This window comes from Fictibacillus sp. 18YEL24 (assembly GCF_015903855.1).
Classification (GTDB): domain Bacteria; phylum Bacillota; class Bacilli; order Bacillales; family Fictibacillaceae; genus Fictibacillus; species Fictibacillus phosphorivorans_C.
In genome coordinates this window covers 534,717-551,799 of the sequence record NZ_JACZDT010000001.1, presented here as the reverse complement: position 1 = coordinate 551,799, position 17,083 = coordinate 534,717, and the positions used below count along the sequence as shown (strand labels likewise).

Here is a 17,083-nt window from a genome sequence, read left to right as displayed (position 1 = left end):
GCTGTCAGGGAAGTTATTTTATAATTGTCTATATTACATGTGATGAGGAGTGTTATTGGATGGAAACAAGAAGAGTGTATCTATATGTATTTAATACAATGTCAGACTGGGAGTATGGTTATTTGATTGCTGAGCTACATACAGGGAGGTACTTTAAAAAAGATACAGCACCTTTAAAAGTAGTAACTGTAGGGGCTGATAAAGAAATGGTCACTACGATGGGTGGATTAAGTATACAACCAGATATATCAATAGAGGAGTGCAGCCTGAAGAGTAAAGATCTTTTAATTTTACCTGGGGGAAATACATGGAGAGAAGATATTCATCAACCCATTATGGAAAAAACAGGCGACGCTTTACAGCAGGGTACGATTGTTGCGGCAATTTGTGGTGCAACAATAGCACTTGCGAATAGGGGATACCTAGATAAGAGAATGCATACGAGTAATAACTTAGATTACTTGAAAATGGTCTGTCCGAATTATAAAGGAGAAAAGTTATATGAGGAGGGACCAGCAGTTGCTGATGAGAATTTGGTTACGGCATCTGGGGTAGCTCCTCTCGAATTTGCGATGGAAGTGTTGAAAAGATTAGATGTTTTTGCACCGGATACTTTACATTCATGGTATAAGCTCAATAAGACTCAAAAGCCCGAATACTTTTTTCAGTTAATGAACTCTATGGAATAGATAAGTTTGAGAGATTACTGTAGGATAGGACTGCTTGAAAACGTAAAAGTGCATAACTTTTATAAAGGAATACGGTAAGACCTAGAGATACGTCTTATTTAGGAGTGTCGTTCTAAATAAATCCATGTGTATAGGTGATTGATTCTCTACTTTTTCTTTCCTGTGACTTTTTAATTCTCATGACCCATTCACTGCTGTAGTGAAATCAAGTATGATGGTTTTCAGGAATCACGGGGGTGTCATCTTGGTTATATACACAAATAAAGTCTATGAAAATAAGAAAGGATACCTGTACATACCAGTTATCTGGAGAGAAGAGTTTAACATTCATAATGGTTTAGAGATAGGAATCGACTGTTATCATGATTCTATCATTGTCATTGATAAGTCTTTAAAAAGAGAATATAAACAGATAATTTCCAATAAAGGATATCTTACCATTCCTTACGTGTTAAGGCAGAAGTTGATCTGTAATACCTTTCAGATCATTATTGAACAGAAAGATGAAAGAATTATATTGGCTCCAAAATAAAAAAAACCCTCCATCAAAAAAATCTCTGCAATCAAGTGCATTTCTTTAACTAAAGGAATGCGCTCTTTTTTATTGAAATATATAAAGGCTTCATCTTAACTCATTAAGGAGAACACAATATGTTAACAAAACAACAACTTCAAGACATAAAAAAATTACAAAAAGAGTGTGAGGTTCATGATGATATTCAGCTGAAACTGAACTGGAGTATGCTGGAGAATCGTGACTCTGATCAACTCGACTTTTTTTACTATGAAAATGATAAACTAGTGGCGTTTCTAGGCTTGTATCCTTTTGGTTCTACAGTAGAAGTTTGTGGGATGGTGAATCCGAGCAAACGACGTAAGAGGCATTTTCACCGTTTGTTTCAGCAAGGAATGGAAGCAGTTAAAAAATACAAATACAATAAAATTTTGTTAAACACTCCAGCTGAATCAAGTGCAGCAAAAGAGTTCTTATTTAAGATAGGAGCTAATTATTCATTTTCAGAACATCAAATGGTTTGTCAAAAAAGTTTAGTAGAACCAGTAGAAGGTATAACACTCCGACAGGCAAAAGTAGATGATGTAGACATGTCTATTCGTATATCTATTGAAGCATTCGGAATGACAAGAGAAGAAGCTACGTCTATGGAACGTTCGTTTCATAAAGAAAGACAAACGGATATGTTAATGATCGATGTGAACGGAAAAACAGTAGGAAATTTCGTGTTTCACGAAAGGAAGGGGAAGCGTGGATTTATGGCTTTTCCATCTTGCCAGAACATCAAGGTCAAGGATTTGGAAGGAAAGTGCTGGGTCAGGTCATTAAGGAGCAAAGTTCAGCTGGATATTCGGTGTATCTTGAGGTTGAAACTAAGAATGACCAAGCACTTGGATTATATAAAGCAGTTGGATTTAAAGTAGTACATTCGCAGGATTATTACACATATCTACTTTGAATATTTAGTATGTCATCATTTTGTAATTTGCAATTTGCATAATCTCATGTACTTTCACTAACAAACAACCTTTATGCATCAGAAGGTTGTTTTTATTATGCTAAAAAATCATTCATGGGTAAATTTGATTACGTTAAATAAAAATTTATTTTATTTACTAAATAAGGACTTTCGGTGCAGGTACTAAGAATTATTATTAACTTAATATAAAAAATATTCTGAAAATGAATTGTAATTCTATTTAAAGTAACTATAATCAAATATAGAATAGATGAGAGGAATGATCTTCATGAAAAGTAAAATTATGGCCAGTGCACTTGCCTTAACGCTTGGAGCATCTGTCGTATTAGGTGGTAGCCCGTTCTCTGCTAAGGCGGAAGTTGGTAAGGAAAAGAAATACATAGTTATTTTCAAAGATCAAGCAAAGTTACCTACAGATTTCGGTAGGGAAATTTCAAAAGGTGGTGGTCAAATCGAAGCAAAATTGGACAAGTTAGGTGCGGTTGAGGTCGTTTCTACTAATCCAAACTTCCTATCTCAAATAAAAAAATCGAGCACAGTACTAGATGCAGGAATTCAAAACATCGTGCAGCCTGATACAGCTGCAATCGAAGCTGAGGCACTCGTGACCAATGCTGGTCCTTCTGCAGATTTGTACAATAGTTTACAATGGGACATAAAGCAAGTGACAAATAATGGAGCGTCTTGGAACCTCCCCGGAGGCACTGGAAAGTCAGTCGACGGAAATGACATCGTAGTGGGAGTTATTGATACAGGTATCGATTATACGCATCCTGATCTAAAAGATAACTACGCTTACGGCAAATCATTTGTACCAGGATATCCAGATGCGATGGACCAGAACTCTCATGGTACACACGTTGCAGGATCGATTGCTGCTAAAGGTCGTACGATGGGTGTAGGTCCAGATTTGAAAGTAGCAGCTTATCGCGTATTTGGCCCTACAGGCGGAGCGGAAACTTCTCATATTGCAGAAGCATTAATGACAGCAGCAGACGACAATGTGGATGTTGTAAACATGTCTCTTGGTGGTTATGACTGGTTCCAAAATCCAGATTATGCAACAAAAGATACGGTAGCGGATGTTCGTTTGTTTAACAGAGCCATTCAATATGCGATCAAAAAAGGTGTAACAGTAGTAGGATCTGCTGGAAACAATGCACTAGACATTAGCTCTCCAGGCAAATTATCAGGAGATGATAATGGTGCAACACACCGCAGTCCTAGTAGCCAATCATTGATAAGAGTTTCTGCTGGTGGACAACTGAAGAATCTGGCATTCTACTCTAACTATGGAGTAGGGAAGATTGATGTAATAGCGCCAGGTGGCGATCTTGGTCCTAATTATGACCCTACAACTGGTACAGGTCGAGACAATACGTATCTCTGCTTAGCTACTGTTCCTGGTGGCTATGGTTATAAAGCGGGTACCTCAATGGCAGCTCCAAAAACTGCTGCTCTTGCAGGAGTTATTATCGCACAGCATGGTAAAGATAACCTTTCACCATCACAAGTCAAACATATTATTCAATCTTCATCTGACGATATTTTCAAACGTGGTTATGATGGTGAAGCAGGATTTGGTTTGATTAATGCGGTTAATGCTTTGAAATAAAAGTTGATTTATGAAAAATGGAGCTATCCCGATAGTTCCATTTTTCTTTTTGTTTAGGAAATACTAACGAATCTTATGAGTTGAGGTAAAGATGAGTACATTCAGTTTGTTGTTGCTTGATTTAGATGACACTTTGTTAAAAAATTCTTCATGGTTTGATGATGGATTCACTCATTTCATAAGGAATCATCCACTTACGAATCATTTACATGCACCGAAGCTCTTAGAATTATTTAAACAACCACCAAGAAACTTAATAGAAAAGTTGATATCTAATGAGTACAGTCCATCAGCCTTTAAGAGAGCAAGATGGGAGTATGTACTGAAGCATTTTAACTTATCAATGGATATGGAATCATTAGATGGTTTGGACAATCTTTTTCTGAAAACCAGCATGGATTTTATAACAGTTAATGATGCAATAACGAGTTTAGTAATAGATTTGAGTAGAAATTTTGAGCTAGGTATTGTCACGAATGGTCTATATGATCCAAAGCAAAAGCTGGTCAATATGGGATTAGGAGAAATATTTAGTGACGATAAAGTTTTTCACGCAGAGCAATTAGGTTATAGAAAACCTAACCCTAATATCTATTTGAAAGCTCTAGAATATTTTGATAGAAAACCAAGTGAAACTTTATTTATTGGGGATTCATGGACACATGACGTAATCGCTCCGATGGAAGTGGGTATGGAAGCCATATGGGTAAATGTTAATAATGTATTACCGCCAACTTCACATAAGCCATTTGCGATTGTTTCGGATATAGCGGAGATTCGAGATGTGCTTTTAAGTAAATAAGTTTAGCGCTAGAAATTGAAAATCTTGTCAAATAGGTGTGCTATTTCTATTACTTGGAGAATTCTGCGCGGTGCTTTGTTAGCACTACTGAAGATTAAAGGTTATACAAAAAAATATTAGCATCCTGTCGATTATACAGATTCTTAATCGTTATAGTAGTGGATACAAAATTTAGTAATCGAGGAGAGATGATCATGATATTTTTATGTATGGGCTATTACAACCCTGAAAAAATGGATGCACGTCCAAGGGCGGAGATTGAAGCCATCATGAGTGAATGTCAGCCGCACATTGAAAAATTTTATGATAGCGGTGAGGTTTTGCTTGATGCAGGTCTCGAAACAGAGTCCAAAAGTTTGCGCCGTGTAGACGGAAGGGTAATCGTAACAGATGGACCGTTTACAGAAACTAAAGAAATGATAGGGAGCATTTTTATGTTTGAAGCAGAAAACATGAATGAGGCGATCAAACTTGCTTCTTTACATCCAACAACACAAGTTAACCGAGGGGAAGAATTTGACTGGCGCATAGAAGTTCGTCCTGTGCATTACTTGAAAAACAATAAATGAATAGTGTAGAATATCATATTCAAGTGAGACACGATAACACAGTTGATTTGCTCAACAAATAATTATAAGGTTTCTTTTAGCAAACTAAGGTATAGTATATAAGATGATTGAAGAAGAAAAAGTAGGTGAACATTTTGGGGAAATATCAATTAGATGACAAAGCTCAGGTAGCCGTGACAAAGTTTCATGAGAAACAGACGCCTGCCAGATTTGATAAAAAGAAGCATCTTGAAAAACTACGTATGGAGTTTTTGAAAAAGAAGCAAAAACAAACAGATAAATAATAAGAATAAAAACATAGGAAGAGCGAATGCTTCCTATGTTTTTTTATTCGTTTAAACAGGCTATGCTATCCTGTTTTTCTAATTTTGACTGGAAGCTTGAAACTGTTGTTTCTCAGAATAATACTCTTTTTAGTCGGCTGCGTATTAAAGATAAATAAAATCAATGTTACTGCAAACATCGACAAAGTTCCTAATATGACCACAAACCGAATGGATATTAACTCTGCTAAGATTCCAAAAATCATAGTTCCAATAATAATGAAAAACGCTTCGATGAAACCATATAAGCTACCAACCCGACCCATTACCTCGACAGGAACATTATTTTGATAAAATGTGTAAAAGCCTGTGTTAATAAAAGCCATCGAAAATGATAGAACGAAAAAACCAACTGCGGCCATTAAAAAAGTACTTGAAAATGCATAGATTAGATAACCGCTGGAAACCAATATGGAACCAAGACCAATTAGCCATGAGGTAGCTACTTTTTCAACAACTATCAAGTTTATTGAGGCTCCTACAACGATTCCAACACCAGCAATACTTACAAGTAAACCATAATCTCCCTCGGATAACGACAGAACTTCTGTAGCAAACGCTGCTTCCAATGAATCTACAGCAGTTGCCAAAACCATTACTGCACTAAATAGTAAATAAATAATCATAACATAAACATGTTTACGACTAAAATCAACAACTAATCTCCAGTCTTTTCTCAATACTTTTAAGGAGATTCTTTCTTCTGCTGTTTCTATAAAATCATTATTTTCGATATTGGGCATTAGCAATATAATCATTGCTGACAAAAAGAGAGCAATGGCATTCATATAAATTGCGGAATTTGGAGTGCCAATCATAAAAATTATTCCAGCAATTGCGGGTCCAGTAACAAATGCTCCAGAATCAATTAAGCTACGGAGAGAATTAAATCGTTTTCTTTTATCAACGGGAATTAGCTTCGTAATGTAAGACATTGATGTCGGCTCATAAATAGAACTAGCCACACTGATGAAAAAGACAATACCATACATTCCCCAAAGAGAGGATAGTAAAGGCAATAAGGCAATAAGCACCGCCTGGAATAGAGTTAGCCCAATCATGAGATGTTTTTTGTTCATGCGATCAATTATGCTGCCACACCAAATGTTAGTAAATAATGTCGATAGAGCTCTAAGTATATAGAGTCCTGAAACAGCAAGGACACCCATCCTATCAAGAACGATTAAATTGAGTGCTATAAAATACACCCACGCTCCAATACTCGAAATACCAATACTGAACAATAAAATGGTAGGGTATTTCCACGACCTAATAGACTTGTTTATACGCATTTTTATTTTCACTCCTCCATGATCTAAACTTGGACAATAAAAAAAACTCACCCCCAAGACATTTGTCTTGAGGACGAGTTATTGCGCGTCGTGGTGCCACCTCAGTTTGGAAATATGTCACCATATTCCCCTTTTTAGGTACATTAAAAATTCCATACAAATACCCTAGCTCTATAACAGGAGCTCCTGTCACACTATCACCTTCAAGGATCCAATGCGCTGCTCAGAGGCTTGCTTCCAACCATTAATTCTTACTCCTTTTCACCAACTGGAGCTCTCTTTGAAGAATTGCTGATTATACTCTTCTCTTCATAGCATTTCATTTAATTGTGGATAATGTTACCAAATTTTTACTGGTAAAGTAAAGACATTTTAAATTAAGTTGTTGGAAATTAAATATAGAGTGGATTTAAAATGACAGGTTGCTACTTTTCTATAATGACTTATACGGGAATATAAAAAAGATGATCTGGATGTAACCAAATCATCTTAAAACATGCAATATCATTCTTTCTACTTTAATTATACTCCGAATGCTAGATAAATAATAGACTACTCTTTCTTGGATTTTACTCATATACTGTTGTAAACAAATCAAAAAAAGTTAGAGGTGTCTATGGATGAATGATAAAAAAGAAGTCTTAGATAAAGGTCCTTTCTTTCATGGTACAAAAGCTGAATTGAAAATTGGAGACCTGTTAGAACCATTATACCTATCAAATTATCAAGACAAAAAATCTAACTTTATCTACTTCACTGCTACATTAGATGCTGCTAAATGGGGTGCTGAATTGGCACGATCTAAATCGAAAGAGAGAATCTATATCGTAGAACCTCTAGGTGAATTTGAAAACGACCCGAACTTGACCGATAAAAGATTCCCCGGAAACCCAACAAGATCATACAGATCCAAATCCCCTTTAAAAATCATAGCTGAATTAAAATCATGGGAAAGGCATTCAGAGCAAGAAATCAATCAAATGCTTACACACTTGAAAACTTTAACAGAACAAGGTAAGAATGTAATATACGATTAACCACTGTTTAAATGTATTAATTAGATACAGTAATTTCCCTATAAAATCTTAGACAACCCCATTTCAATTCTAATTGAAATGGGGTTTGTCTTACACTCTGGCATCCTAACCGATAAGGTTAGGGTGTTTGTTTTAAAGGTTTAAAATGTAAAAGTTGACATAATTTTAAGGTTTATGTAATATATAAATTGCATATGTAAACTATATCTAACATCCAGCTGGGGTGAGAAATGAAGAATAACGTTAAAATGACAAGAATGAATGCCTCCATTACTCAGGAACAATTAGCGAGAAAAGTTGGTGTGACTAGACAAACGATCGGTCTTATTGAAAAGGGCGAATTTAATCCTAGTCTTCAATTGTGTATTGCAATAGCTAAAGAACTGCAGAAAACGTTGGATGAATTATTTTGGGAGGTCGATGCGAAATGAAATCTTGGATGTCCTTTTTACTACCGGATGATGAATACAAAGAAAGAAAGATGTTATATTTTTTCTCTGAGGGTGCAATCCTTCTTTTTCTTTCCCTTTTTGTCATGCTTATTGGCAACAAGTCTTTACATCTGGATGCACAAACAATCTTACTAGTAGCTATGGGTATCTTCCTTTTTTATGTGTCAGGCAGATATATCTTATCTGGCATTGAATACACAGATATTTCAACAGAGAGAGCCTATAAAAAAGAGTTAAAAGCAACAATCATGAAAACGGTTGGTTTTATTATTATCTTTTTAACAATCTATCTAATAATTATTGGTGTACCTACGAGTCTGAACAAATGGCTAGAAATATCAGGGTTGTTAGTAAGTGTTAGTGTAGTAAAGTTTTTATCTACATATATTTCATTAAAGCGATCTTATCAGAAGAATAAGGAACTAATGTAAATTTCTTTTGTACTAACAAATGCAATGATTACGGATTTTCAAACCTTATGGAATCATGGTTTCGTAAGGTTTTTTCTTGTTGTGTTACTAATTATAAGCAGGAAATTTCTAATTATTTCCTTCAGTGATTATAATCTGAGTTAGAGAGATAGAAGGGGGAAATATCGTGCATAAATATATTTGTAAGACGTGTGGGGTTCAATATGAAGCAACTTTACATGAACCAACGTCATGTTCCATTTGTAAAGAAGAAAGACAGTATGTGAGCTCAAAAGGGCAATCGTGGACAACATTAGAAGCGATGGTGGAAAGCGGCAACTATAAAACAGAAGTTAGTGTTGAAGAAGAGAATCTGTATCGGGTTCAGACGAGTCCAAGTTTTGGAATTGGCCAGACGGCATACCTTGTAAAGGGTATTGGATATAACGTGTTATGGGATTGTGTAAGTTACATAGATGAAGATACGATTGAAGCCATTCAGCAGCTCGGTGGTATTGATGCGATCGCGTTATCACATCCTCATTATTATTCCACTCAAGTGGAATGGGCTGAAACATTTGACGCTGCACTTTATATTCACGAAGATGATAAGAAGTGGGTAACGAGAATGAGTGAAAGAATCGTGTTCTGGTCGGGGGACACGCTCGAACTCAGTGAAGGCATCGTCCTTCAAAGAATCGGTGGTCATTTTAAGGGAGGCACCATCCTTGAATGGAAAGATGGGAACCAGAAACAAGGTGTTCTTCTTTGTGGTGATATTGTACGTATTGTAGCGGACCGGGATTGGGTCAGTTTTATGTATAGTTATCCTAACTTTATTCCTTTACCAGGTGCCACGGTTGAGAGGATCGCACGGCGTATGGAAGAACTAAACTTTAATCGTATCTATGATGCTTTTAACCGAGTGATAAAAGAAGATGCTGCAGAGTCCGTTCAACGATCAGCGAAGAGGTATGTTGATGCGCTGAATGGGGTGTTGTTCCAAACTTAATTTTTTACAATACCGTTCTCAGTAAGTTGAACGATGCCTGTACATTATCGGCTAACAAAAAGATAGGTTTCCAAATTTGTTATAAATTGAATCAAATAATTCTACTAGGCAAGTCATCCGCTAGGAAAAAAGGTGGAAAATGTTAAAATAAATAGACTTTGGAAGCTCAGGTTGCTAAAAATTTTGCTTTTAATGTATTTTTTTTGCATTAAATTATTCTTTATTTCTTTCAATTTATTAATAAATTGGTTCAAAAACGTCTAACAGGTTGTTGTACAATTTGTTAGACGTTTAAGCTTACATTATTAGTGTTTGCGATAGGTAGCGTAACATTTTATTGTTAGGGGACATTCTATGCCGGGTTTTGCCCAGGTCTCTGTGATTTCACGGTGAAAACATTAATTGGAATCCTTTTCTATAACCACATCACCATTTTCGTCTAATAATGGTGTAAGGGAAGTTCCCTGTGCAGACCAGGTATGCAGGTAATGGACATTTGTTGCTGTATCGACGAGTACTAAGATCATTCCGTACTGATAATGTTGCACGGATTTTTCAACAAACCTTTTATCATTGTCATTTTTTTTTTTGAACATGATTATCACTCCCTGAATTAATTATCCGATACTCACCTGTCACGTGCGTTCAGTAAACTAGCAAAAGCAGTCAAATTCGTTTAGACCGTTAATACTTCATATACCCGCTGTTACCTTTTACAACTCCTAATTGTTCATAAATACTTTTTTCAGAACACCTGCATAAATTGAGTTGAATCAACCTTACAATGGATTAATCATTAATTCAGTCATAAAAAGCTCTAATGTACATATTTGGAGCTGAATTGTACTAATCTGAACTTAAATGTATGAATAACGATATCCAGCCAAACTTACCAGATTAGTCATCAGTCATGACTTTTCTAAAACAAACATACGTAAACAATGCTGCTCCGATTATCCATATAGCGATTATACATAATGGTAGCCAAAAGCTTTTTTGGTACAATTCGATTGCTTGCATGATGGGAAACGTATTAGTGACTCTAACTATCATACTGTCTTCCGCAAACTGAAATGTAGCAATCATTGGCGTGAAACCAAACAGGAACATGACTGGCATCAGATAACCAGATGTGGCAGCAAGCGATTTTGAAAATAGTCCAATACCGATACCTAACAAAAGAAAGAATAGGAACATCAAGATAAGTCCAATAATCGCCCTGAAGTTCAAAAATGGTTCAATGCCCACGATCATTAGTGAAATTATTAGGGAAATAACTGTGATGATCCCTGTAACCAGACTTTTTCCAATAATGATATCTAATAGCGAGGCAGGAGATTGTATCAAACCTCTCATTGTGTTGTTCTCATTTTCTTCGGCTATCATGCTCATCATGATACCTGACGTAACCATTGATAAAGTTGCCCCAATAATTACATATAGAAGTTTAATCGGAAGTTCCCCGTCAAAAGTTAGGGAGTAAATTAATGCGAGTAACGCATTACTTACTGGCAACATCAACAGCGCCATATTTTTGGGGAAATCTTTTATGTCTTTTTCAAAAATTGCAAGTATCCGTTGAACACTCATTATTCTAACTCCTTTCCAGTAACTTTTAGAAAGATCTGACCAAGTGTCGGATTATCCGTATGCATGGTTTTAACTTCTCCATTTGCAATCAGTTCCCTGATTTGCTCTGCCTTATCCGGTTGATTACTGATGACCAACCGATTGCCTTTAAAGGTTTCCACATGAAAAGCGTGCGTGGAATATTTATAGCGGAGTGAATTCGGGCTGTCTAATTCCTGCAGTTCTCCATTATGCAAAAACGCAACCCGGTCACATAATTCAGTCGCTTCCTCCATATTATGAGTAGTCAAGAAAATGGTTGTACCTGCTTCATTCAGCTTTTGAAGTCCACGGTGAATGTGTGCCATATTTCCAGGGTCCAGAGCAGATGTTGGTTCATCTAGAAATACCAGTTTAGGATTGTGAATAAGCGCTTTGGCCAGCAGTACACGCTGTTTCATTCCTTTTGACAACATCGAAACTGTTTTGGAACGTTCATCATGTAAATTAACTTCTCGCAGTACCACATCGATTTGCTTCAGTGGTGCACGATATAATTTACAAAATAATTTCAGATTATCATAGATCGTCAGTCGCTCATATAACGAGCTGTTATCTGATAATATTCCGACCTGAGATTTGAACTCTGACGTTCCAAAATTTGCTGAATCAATACCAAGTACTTTTACATCACCAACAGTTTGTTTCAGCTCTCCGGTCAATACTTTAACAGTCGTTGTTTTACCGGATCCACTTGGACCAAGAAATCCGAAAATCTCCCCCTGCTTCACATTAAAACTCACGTTTTTAATGGCGGTATGTGCGCCAAAAATTTTCTGCATTCCTTTTACTTCAATGACGTGTTCCAACTAAAACACTCCTTTCAACGATTTCCTTCATCGTAATGGAATGAATTACTGAGTGCAGTCATATCAAGCTGAAATGTACGAAAAGGAGATTGAACTGTACCTATATCAAGTTAAAGTATCTTTAAAAAGACCTTCTAGTTATGGTGAACTGTGTCTATTTGAGGATTAATTTCTCCTGGATATCTTGAATTTTAGAACGAGACAGGGGAATAGTTGACTGAACCTTATTGCTAATTCTGAGTGAATACGAGTTTTTTGACCATGTAATAATCTCACGTACCTTTTGCAGATTTACTATGTAGGACCGGTGACAACGATAAAATCCGAAAACCTCTAATTTCTTGTCTACTTCAGCCAATGTGTATTCCATCGCAAAAGATTCCTCATTAATAGTAATCATTGTCTTTCCATCCTGACTTTCGATATAATCGATCTCTGTCGGATCAAATAGAATTATTTTATCTCCTACCCGTGCAGAAATTTTGAATAGATTTGCAACAACTGGTTCTCTAGAACTTTCCATTTCAGGCTGTAATGTAGCCATTTCATCAACTTCAACTTCTTGCAACCCTTTTTGTTGAAGCTTGTACACACTATCTCCAAGTAAAAGTGCATGTTCCATGCTGGATACTAAAATAAGCACAGGTATCTGTAGATGCTTTATTTTTTGAAGCATATTAATAAACGTATTAACTGTTATAATATCAACACCGTGTATCGGCTCCAGGAAGGCCATTTTCTTGTAACCGCTTATATAATATTTAGCAAAGTAGACTCGTCGAATTTCAGATTCGGAGCATTGGTGCAAAGCTTTCTTTGCACATGTATGCAGTTCAAACTCCACCAGAATTTGAGGTAATGGCATTTTACATTTGAACCATTTTTTAAAAAAAGCGATATTGTCTTCTACTGACAGGCGCATGTATAATCCCTCCTGTAGATCAAGAACGGGGATGCTAGTATTGCTACGTAGGATTTTCACCAACTTAGCCTGCACATCAGCATCACTGTAAACTGATGTTGCCTGCGAATCGTTGACAGTAAGGGAAAATAAGGGAAGCGACTCGCCATTAATCACTTGTTCATCGATTGTAAAACATGCCATTTTTCTCATCCTTTCTTTTACTTTTAATTACATTTTCGTAAGCTAGTTTAAACATTATCATTCCCTCATAACATTATCATTTAGAAGATTGATAATATAGAAGGAATTAGCACATAGATTACATTTTTTAGCTTCATAGCAGTCATGATTGCCGCATCTCTTAATTCTACTCACTGGAAATTAAATACTCAATCTATTTCAAAAGGAAAGCCTTTTCTTCATATTCACTTACCGACCTTTCTGAAAAAGACACAACTCCTTGTAATGCGAAACCTAGACTAATATCTTTCTGCGTGTCAATCTGGTCAAATAAGACCGTTCTTCATGGTAAGGTATTGTTCAGTGAGGTGAATGACCTTTTTGGTCTCCACCTGAGTGATGAAGATGTAGATACGATTGGTGGATGAATTCTAACAGAAAACCTGAACATTGCAATAGGAGACGAGGCAGTCGTAGAAAATTACTGCTTTAAGATCCTGGAACTTGAAGGCAATCATGTTAAATCACTAGAGAGCATTAAAATGCTCCTTGGACAAGATAGATAAACAAGATAGTGTTAGTTAAAAGGTTGTGGTTAAATAAACCACAGCCTTTTTTCGTTGTTGTGGGTAATTAATCAACATCTATTTCAACATACGGCAAATGAAGTTAGGCGTACTTTATATGGATACATGGGAAATCAATATATATCTTAATGTACTAATGTTTCTTTCAGGGTTTTTATAATAGAGATTTTCATTAAAATCAAAGTAATTTGAATAAAAATAAAAGTAACTTAAAACAAAGTATAAGTTTACTTTACTTTTTGTAAGAAATTAGTTTATAATTAAATAGAAGAGGTGATGTCATGAAGAAAGACTTTGGTGATTCCATTTCAAATAAGGTTTATGAATATCGCGTACTTGCCAGATTGTCGCAGCAAGAATTAGCAGAAAAAGTCGGGGTCTCCAAACAAACCATTTTTGTAATGGAAAAGGGAAATTATGTACCCACTCTGTTGTTAGCTTTTCGAATTGCCGAATTCTTTAAAGTTGATGTAAACGATGTTTTTACTTATATGAAAGGAAATGATGAAAATGGAAATTAAGTCTATATCAGATATTCCTGGTGCAGCTTTCTACCCACTAAAGTCATGGGCTGAACAGTCTACTGATAATTGGAATATTCTCTTAGGAATTGGTTTTTTATTGTTGATGGCTAGTATCGTATTAGCTTATGTGTTCTATAAAAAGATGGGTAATGAAGATGAACGTACAAAAAATATTCATTTGAAGAGCAGTTACTTTATGCTGATGACGATCATTCTATGTGACATCGTTTTTCCTACTGAGTATATGGCGAACATATTCTTCTTATACAAATACGCCTTAGCCATTTTAGCAAGTGGTATATATTTAGCGGTTCAATATAAGAGAGATTTTCTGTGAGTTTGATAGTTTAATGACTTCGCAACGTAAATCGTTGCGTTTTTTTTATGAATCTAAATCTCCCATTCTACAATTTGTCCAGATTATGGAATTAATGGTATCGTAAATTTATGTTAATTATTAATATTGGAATGGAGAGACAGAGTGACATTGTTAAATAAATGTATACATCTAATCATAATGATACTACTTCTAATATTGTTTCCTTTAGCTTCCTTTTTGCATGTGTTGTACGGTGAGGGAGTTCCAACGAATATAGAGATAAATGTTTTTATTGGAATTGCAATACTAATTGTTGTCCTTTCCTTTGCAAAGAGGTTATTGGGTGGAACGAATTCTATGGTTTTTGTTTGTTCATACTCTTTTTTATTTCTAATCTTTTGGATTGGCACTCTAGCAGATTCGGTCAATTATGAAAGATCACAAACGCTTGATCTTATTAGATTTATTGGATTTACCACGTCATTAATCTCTACTCTTTTTCTTTTAAAGATCAATCAATTTAGACTTAGCGATCACCATAAATAATATGATTTCTAAGTATAAAACAGCAATTAGGATTTAAGTATCTCTTATTCAGCTGTTTGTGTTCATTTCTTTAAATAGAAATGGGGGAGTAGATATTATAGTCAAAGGAGATTTCTTTATGTTCGTTGTAAATGTAGAAGGTGCTATCCACCGAAACGGTAAATGGCTGTTAATCCTTAGAAATGAAAAGGAGTACGCTGGTGGATCACTTTCACTAGTTGGTGGAAAGTGTGAAATTGAAGGTGTTTCTTCTGATATTCTTGAAAGGACTTTAAAACGAGAAATTCTTGAAGAAGTAGGTAGCGAAGTTGCAGATCTAAGATATGTAAATAGTTCTTCCTTTGTTACTGAATCAGGGATAAATGTCATTGATATTGTTTTTCTTTGTCACCATAAATTGGGTGAACCTTATGCAAAAAGCAAAGAAGAGGTAGACGAAGTTATTTGGATGACTACTGATGAAATTTTAGCACACACAAACTTACCAGCATTTTTAAAGGAAAACATCAGACTAGCTGATAAAATGCTACAAGATAATATGAATTTGAAACATTAGTTGAAGTAAGTTAAGGGATGTAGAGTAGGTTCTTATTCAACTACCAGGTTATTTTTTTTAACATTTTTTAAACAAAGGGGGTTGAATCAAATAAAAATACTTTTAAGAAGTCTTATTTTTTTAACTGGTTTATATTGTGTAGTACATATAATATTCGGCTTAAGATTTAACTTCATCATTAACTTGGCTACTAATATGATTCAAGCTTTATTTTTCGGATTTTCTTTTTTATACGTAAGTTTATATTGGAAAGAAGCTAAAAAAGAAAACTAATTTGTAGCTGCCTCACTGTTTTATGTGTTTATTCTTCAACAATTGAGTGGCTTAAAGGAAGAATATGTTTAACTTAACAAGGAGTATACCAATGAATGATTATATTAAACGTATCAAAGCAGTCTATCCTGAACTTATGATTGAAGATGTTTATCCTAATGATAATGGTCAAAATAACGATGTTTTAATAATAAACAATTCTCTTGTATTCAGATTTCCAAAGTACAACAAAGGAATTGTAAGTTTAATAGAAGAAACTAAAATCTTAGAACATATTAGGGGCACAATATCCATCCCAATTCCATGTCCAACATATAAGTCATTTGAACGGTTAGAACCTGGTAAAGTATTTACCGGTTATAAAAGAATTGAAGGCAAACCTTTTTGGAATGAACATTTAATTAAAGTTAATAAAGAGGATTCCATAAAACTTGCAAAACAACTCGTAACATTTTTAATCGAAATTCATTCCATATCAAAAGAGCAGTTGGATAAGTATCTAGAATTAAAAGATCGTAACCCTTATAAAGAAATGAAAGAACTATTTAATAATATACAGGACAAGCTCTTTCCATTTATCAATGAGACAGCTCAAAAGGATATTATTTATTCATTTGAGAGTTTCCTTAATAATGATGAACATTTAAAAACAACCCTCATACATGGAGATTTTGGAGCTTCGAATATCTTATGGAACCCCCAAAAATGTGATATTTCAGGAATTATAGACTTTGGTGGTACTCGTATTGGTGATCCGGCCTATGATTTTGCAGGAATACTATCGAGTTACAGTGAGGATTTCTTTAACAAATGTATTGATCTTTATCCAAATGGTTCAGAAATAGCTAAGCGTGTTACATTTTATAAAAGCACATTTGCTTTACAAGCAGCATTGCATGGTTTAATAAATAACGACACTCGTGCATTTGAAAACGGAATTAAAGTGTATCGCTAGGATATCAAACTAATAACCTCTATTCAGCTCTATTATCCGTTCGACTTGATACCCATCCCTTACCAGAGTATCCTACCTTAGCCTGGTTGTTTGAACACCCAACTAGG

General features: G+C 35.2%; 20 protein-coding genes and 1 other annotated feature. Of the genes, 15 read left to right on the top strand and 5 right to left on the bottom strand.

From position 1 onward, the window contains the following. Nucleotides 1-59 precede the first annotated feature (59 nt). The 7 genes from HU823_RS02755 to HU823_RS02725 all read left to right on the top strand — a co-directional run bounded on the left by HU823_RS02755 (nucleotide 60) and on the right by HU823_RS02725 (nucleotide 5,452). Nucleotides 60-689, top strand: a complete 630-nt coding sequence (locus HU823_RS02755; RefSeq protein ID WP_197221064.1) for a type 1 glutamine amidotransferase family protein — start codon at nucleotides 60-62, stop codon at nucleotides 687-689. A gap of 244 nt (nucleotides 690-933) precedes the next feature. Continuing rightward, nucleotides 934-1,221, top strand: coding sequence for a hypothetical protein (locus HU823_RS02750; protein WP_144699715.1), 288 nt, complete (start codon nucleotides 934-936; stop codon nucleotides 1,219-1,221). 754 nt (nucleotides 1,222-1,975) lie between these two features. Continuing rightward, nucleotides 1,976-2,161: a GNAT family N-acetyltransferase gene (locus HU823_RS21795; RefSeq protein WP_231607243.1), complete on the top strand. Its 186-nt coding sequence runs from the start codon at nucleotides 1,976-1,978 to the stop codon at nucleotides 2,159-2,161. 289 nt (nucleotides 2,162-2,450) lie between these two features. Continuing rightward, nucleotides 2,451-3,797, top strand: a complete 1,347-nt coding sequence (locus HU823_RS02740; RefSeq protein ID WP_197221063.1) for a S8 family serine peptidase — start codon at nucleotides 2,451-2,453, stop codon at nucleotides 3,795-3,797. Between the two features lie 91 nt (nucleotides 3,798-3,888). Then, a complete protein-coding gene (locus HU823_RS02735) occupies nucleotides 3,889-4,599 on the top strand; it encodes an HAD family hydrolase (protein WP_197221062.1) in 711 nt (236 codons plus the stop codon). Nucleotides 4,600-4,793: 194 nt separating this feature from the next. Continuing rightward, a complete protein-coding gene (locus HU823_RS02730; protein WP_197221061.1) occupies nucleotides 4,794-5,168 on the top strand; it encodes a YciI family protein in 375 nt (124 codons plus the stop codon). 134 nt (nucleotides 5,169-5,302) lie between these two features. Next, the gene (locus HU823_RS02725) at nucleotides 5,303-5,452 is read left to right on the top strand and encodes a hypothetical protein (protein WP_186320498.1); all 150 of its coding nucleotides are present in this window, start codon (nucleotides 5,303-5,305) and stop codon (nucleotides 5,450-5,452) included. A gap of 65 nt (nucleotides 5,453-5,517) precedes the next feature. Here the strand turns inward: HU823_RS02725 and HU823_RS02720 are convergent, their stop codons facing one another. Beyond that, nucleotides 5,518-6,783, bottom strand: coding sequence for an MFS transporter (locus HU823_RS02720; RefSeq protein ID WP_197221060.1), 1,266 nt, complete (start codon nucleotides 6,781-6,783; stop codon nucleotides 5,518-5,520). A 66-nt stretch (nucleotides 6,784-6,849) separates the two neighbouring features. Continuing rightward, nucleotides 6,850-7,105 (bottom strand) — a binding site (T-box leader). 298 nt (nucleotides 7,106-7,403) lie between these two features. Between HU823_RS02720 and arr the strand changes: the two genes are divergently transcribed. The 4 genes from arr (at nucleotide 7,404) to HU823_RS02700 (ending at nucleotide 9,694) form a co-directional block, all read left to right on the top strand. Continuing rightward, nucleotides 7,404-7,820, top strand: a complete 417-nt coding sequence (arr, locus tag HU823_RS02715; protein ID WP_197221059.1) for an NAD(+)--rifampin ADP-ribosyltransferase — start codon at nucleotides 7,404-7,406, stop codon at nucleotides 7,818-7,820. Nucleotides 7,821-8,050: 230 nt separating this feature from the next. Further along, complete coding sequence (locus HU823_RS02710; protein ID WP_191755081.1) at nucleotides 8,051-8,251, top strand: helix-turn-helix transcriptional regulator; 201 nt, start codon at nucleotides 8,051-8,053, stop codon at nucleotides 8,249-8,251. After that, entirely contained in the window at nucleotides 8,248-8,703 is a 456-nt protein-coding gene (locus tag HU823_RS02705; RefSeq protein WP_144699732.1) for a hypothetical protein, read from the top strand. The genes HU823_RS02710 and HU823_RS02705 overlap by 4 nt, the downstream gene beginning before the upstream one ends. A gap of 166 nt (nucleotides 8,704-8,869) precedes the next feature. Next, on the top strand, nucleotides 8,870-9,694 hold the full coding sequence (locus HU823_RS02700; RefSeq protein ID WP_197221058.1) for a hypothetical protein: 825 nt from the start codon (nucleotides 8,870-8,872) through the stop codon (nucleotides 9,692-9,694). A gap of 398 nt (nucleotides 9,695-10,092) precedes the next feature. On the opposite strand, the gene HU823_RS02695 is transcribed toward HU823_RS02700, so the two are convergent. The 4 genes from HU823_RS02695 to HU823_RS02680 form a co-directional block, all read right to left on the bottom strand. Next, nucleotides 10,093-10,290 carry a DUF6440 family protein gene (locus tag HU823_RS02695; RefSeq protein ID WP_137789260.1) on the bottom strand — a complete coding sequence of 66 codons (198 nt, stop codon included), beginning with the start codon at nucleotides 10,288-10,290 and terminating at the stop codon, nucleotides 10,093-10,095. A 301-nt stretch (nucleotides 10,291-10,591) separates the two neighbouring features. Then, nucleotides 10,592-11,284 (bottom strand): ABC transporter permease, encoded by a 693-nt coding sequence (locus HU823_RS02690; RefSeq protein ID WP_197221057.1) that lies wholly within the window; start codon nucleotides 11,282-11,284, stop codon nucleotides 10,592-10,594. Continuing rightward, nucleotides 11,284-12,132 carry an ABC transporter ATP-binding protein gene (locus tag HU823_RS02685; protein ID WP_197221056.1) on the bottom strand — a complete coding sequence of 283 codons (849 nt, stop codon included), beginning with the start codon at nucleotides 12,130-12,132 and terminating at the stop codon, nucleotides 11,284-11,286. The genes HU823_RS02690 and HU823_RS02685 overlap by 1 nt, the downstream gene beginning before the upstream one ends. Before the next feature lie 154 nt (nucleotides 12,133-12,286). Next, entirely contained in the window at nucleotides 12,287-13,237 is a 951-nt protein-coding gene (locus HU823_RS02680; RefSeq protein ID WP_197221055.1) for a response regulator transcription factor, read from the bottom strand. An 847-nt stretch (nucleotides 13,238-14,084) separates the two neighbouring features. On the opposite strand from HU823_RS02680, the gene HU823_RS02670 reads away from it, so the two are divergent. From HU823_RS02670 to HU823_RS02655, 4 genes are all read left to right on the top strand, one after another. Then, nucleotides 14,085-14,324, top strand: a complete 240-nt coding sequence (locus HU823_RS02670) for a helix-turn-helix transcriptional regulator (RefSeq protein WP_144699746.1) — start codon at nucleotides 14,085-14,087, stop codon at nucleotides 14,322-14,324. Then, complete coding sequence (locus tag HU823_RS02665; protein ID WP_144699748.1) at nucleotides 14,314-14,664, top strand: DUF2178 domain-containing protein; 351 nt, start codon at nucleotides 14,314-14,316, stop codon at nucleotides 14,662-14,664. Before HU823_RS02670 ends, HU823_RS02665 begins: the two co-directional genes overlap by 11 nt. A gap of 646 nt (nucleotides 14,665-15,310) precedes the next feature. Next, the gene (locus HU823_RS02660; protein WP_197221053.1) at nucleotides 15,311-15,748 is read left to right on the top strand and encodes an NUDIX hydrolase; all 438 of its coding nucleotides are present in this window, start codon (nucleotides 15,311-15,313) and stop codon (nucleotides 15,746-15,748) included. A gap of 364 nt (nucleotides 15,749-16,112) precedes the next feature. Beyond that, nucleotides 16,113-16,976 carry a phosphotransferase family protein gene (locus tag HU823_RS02655; RefSeq protein WP_197221052.1) on the top strand — a complete coding sequence of 288 codons (864 nt, stop codon included), beginning with the start codon at nucleotides 16,113-16,115 and terminating at the stop codon, nucleotides 16,974-16,976. Nucleotides 16,977-17,083: the final 107 nt, after the last annotated feature.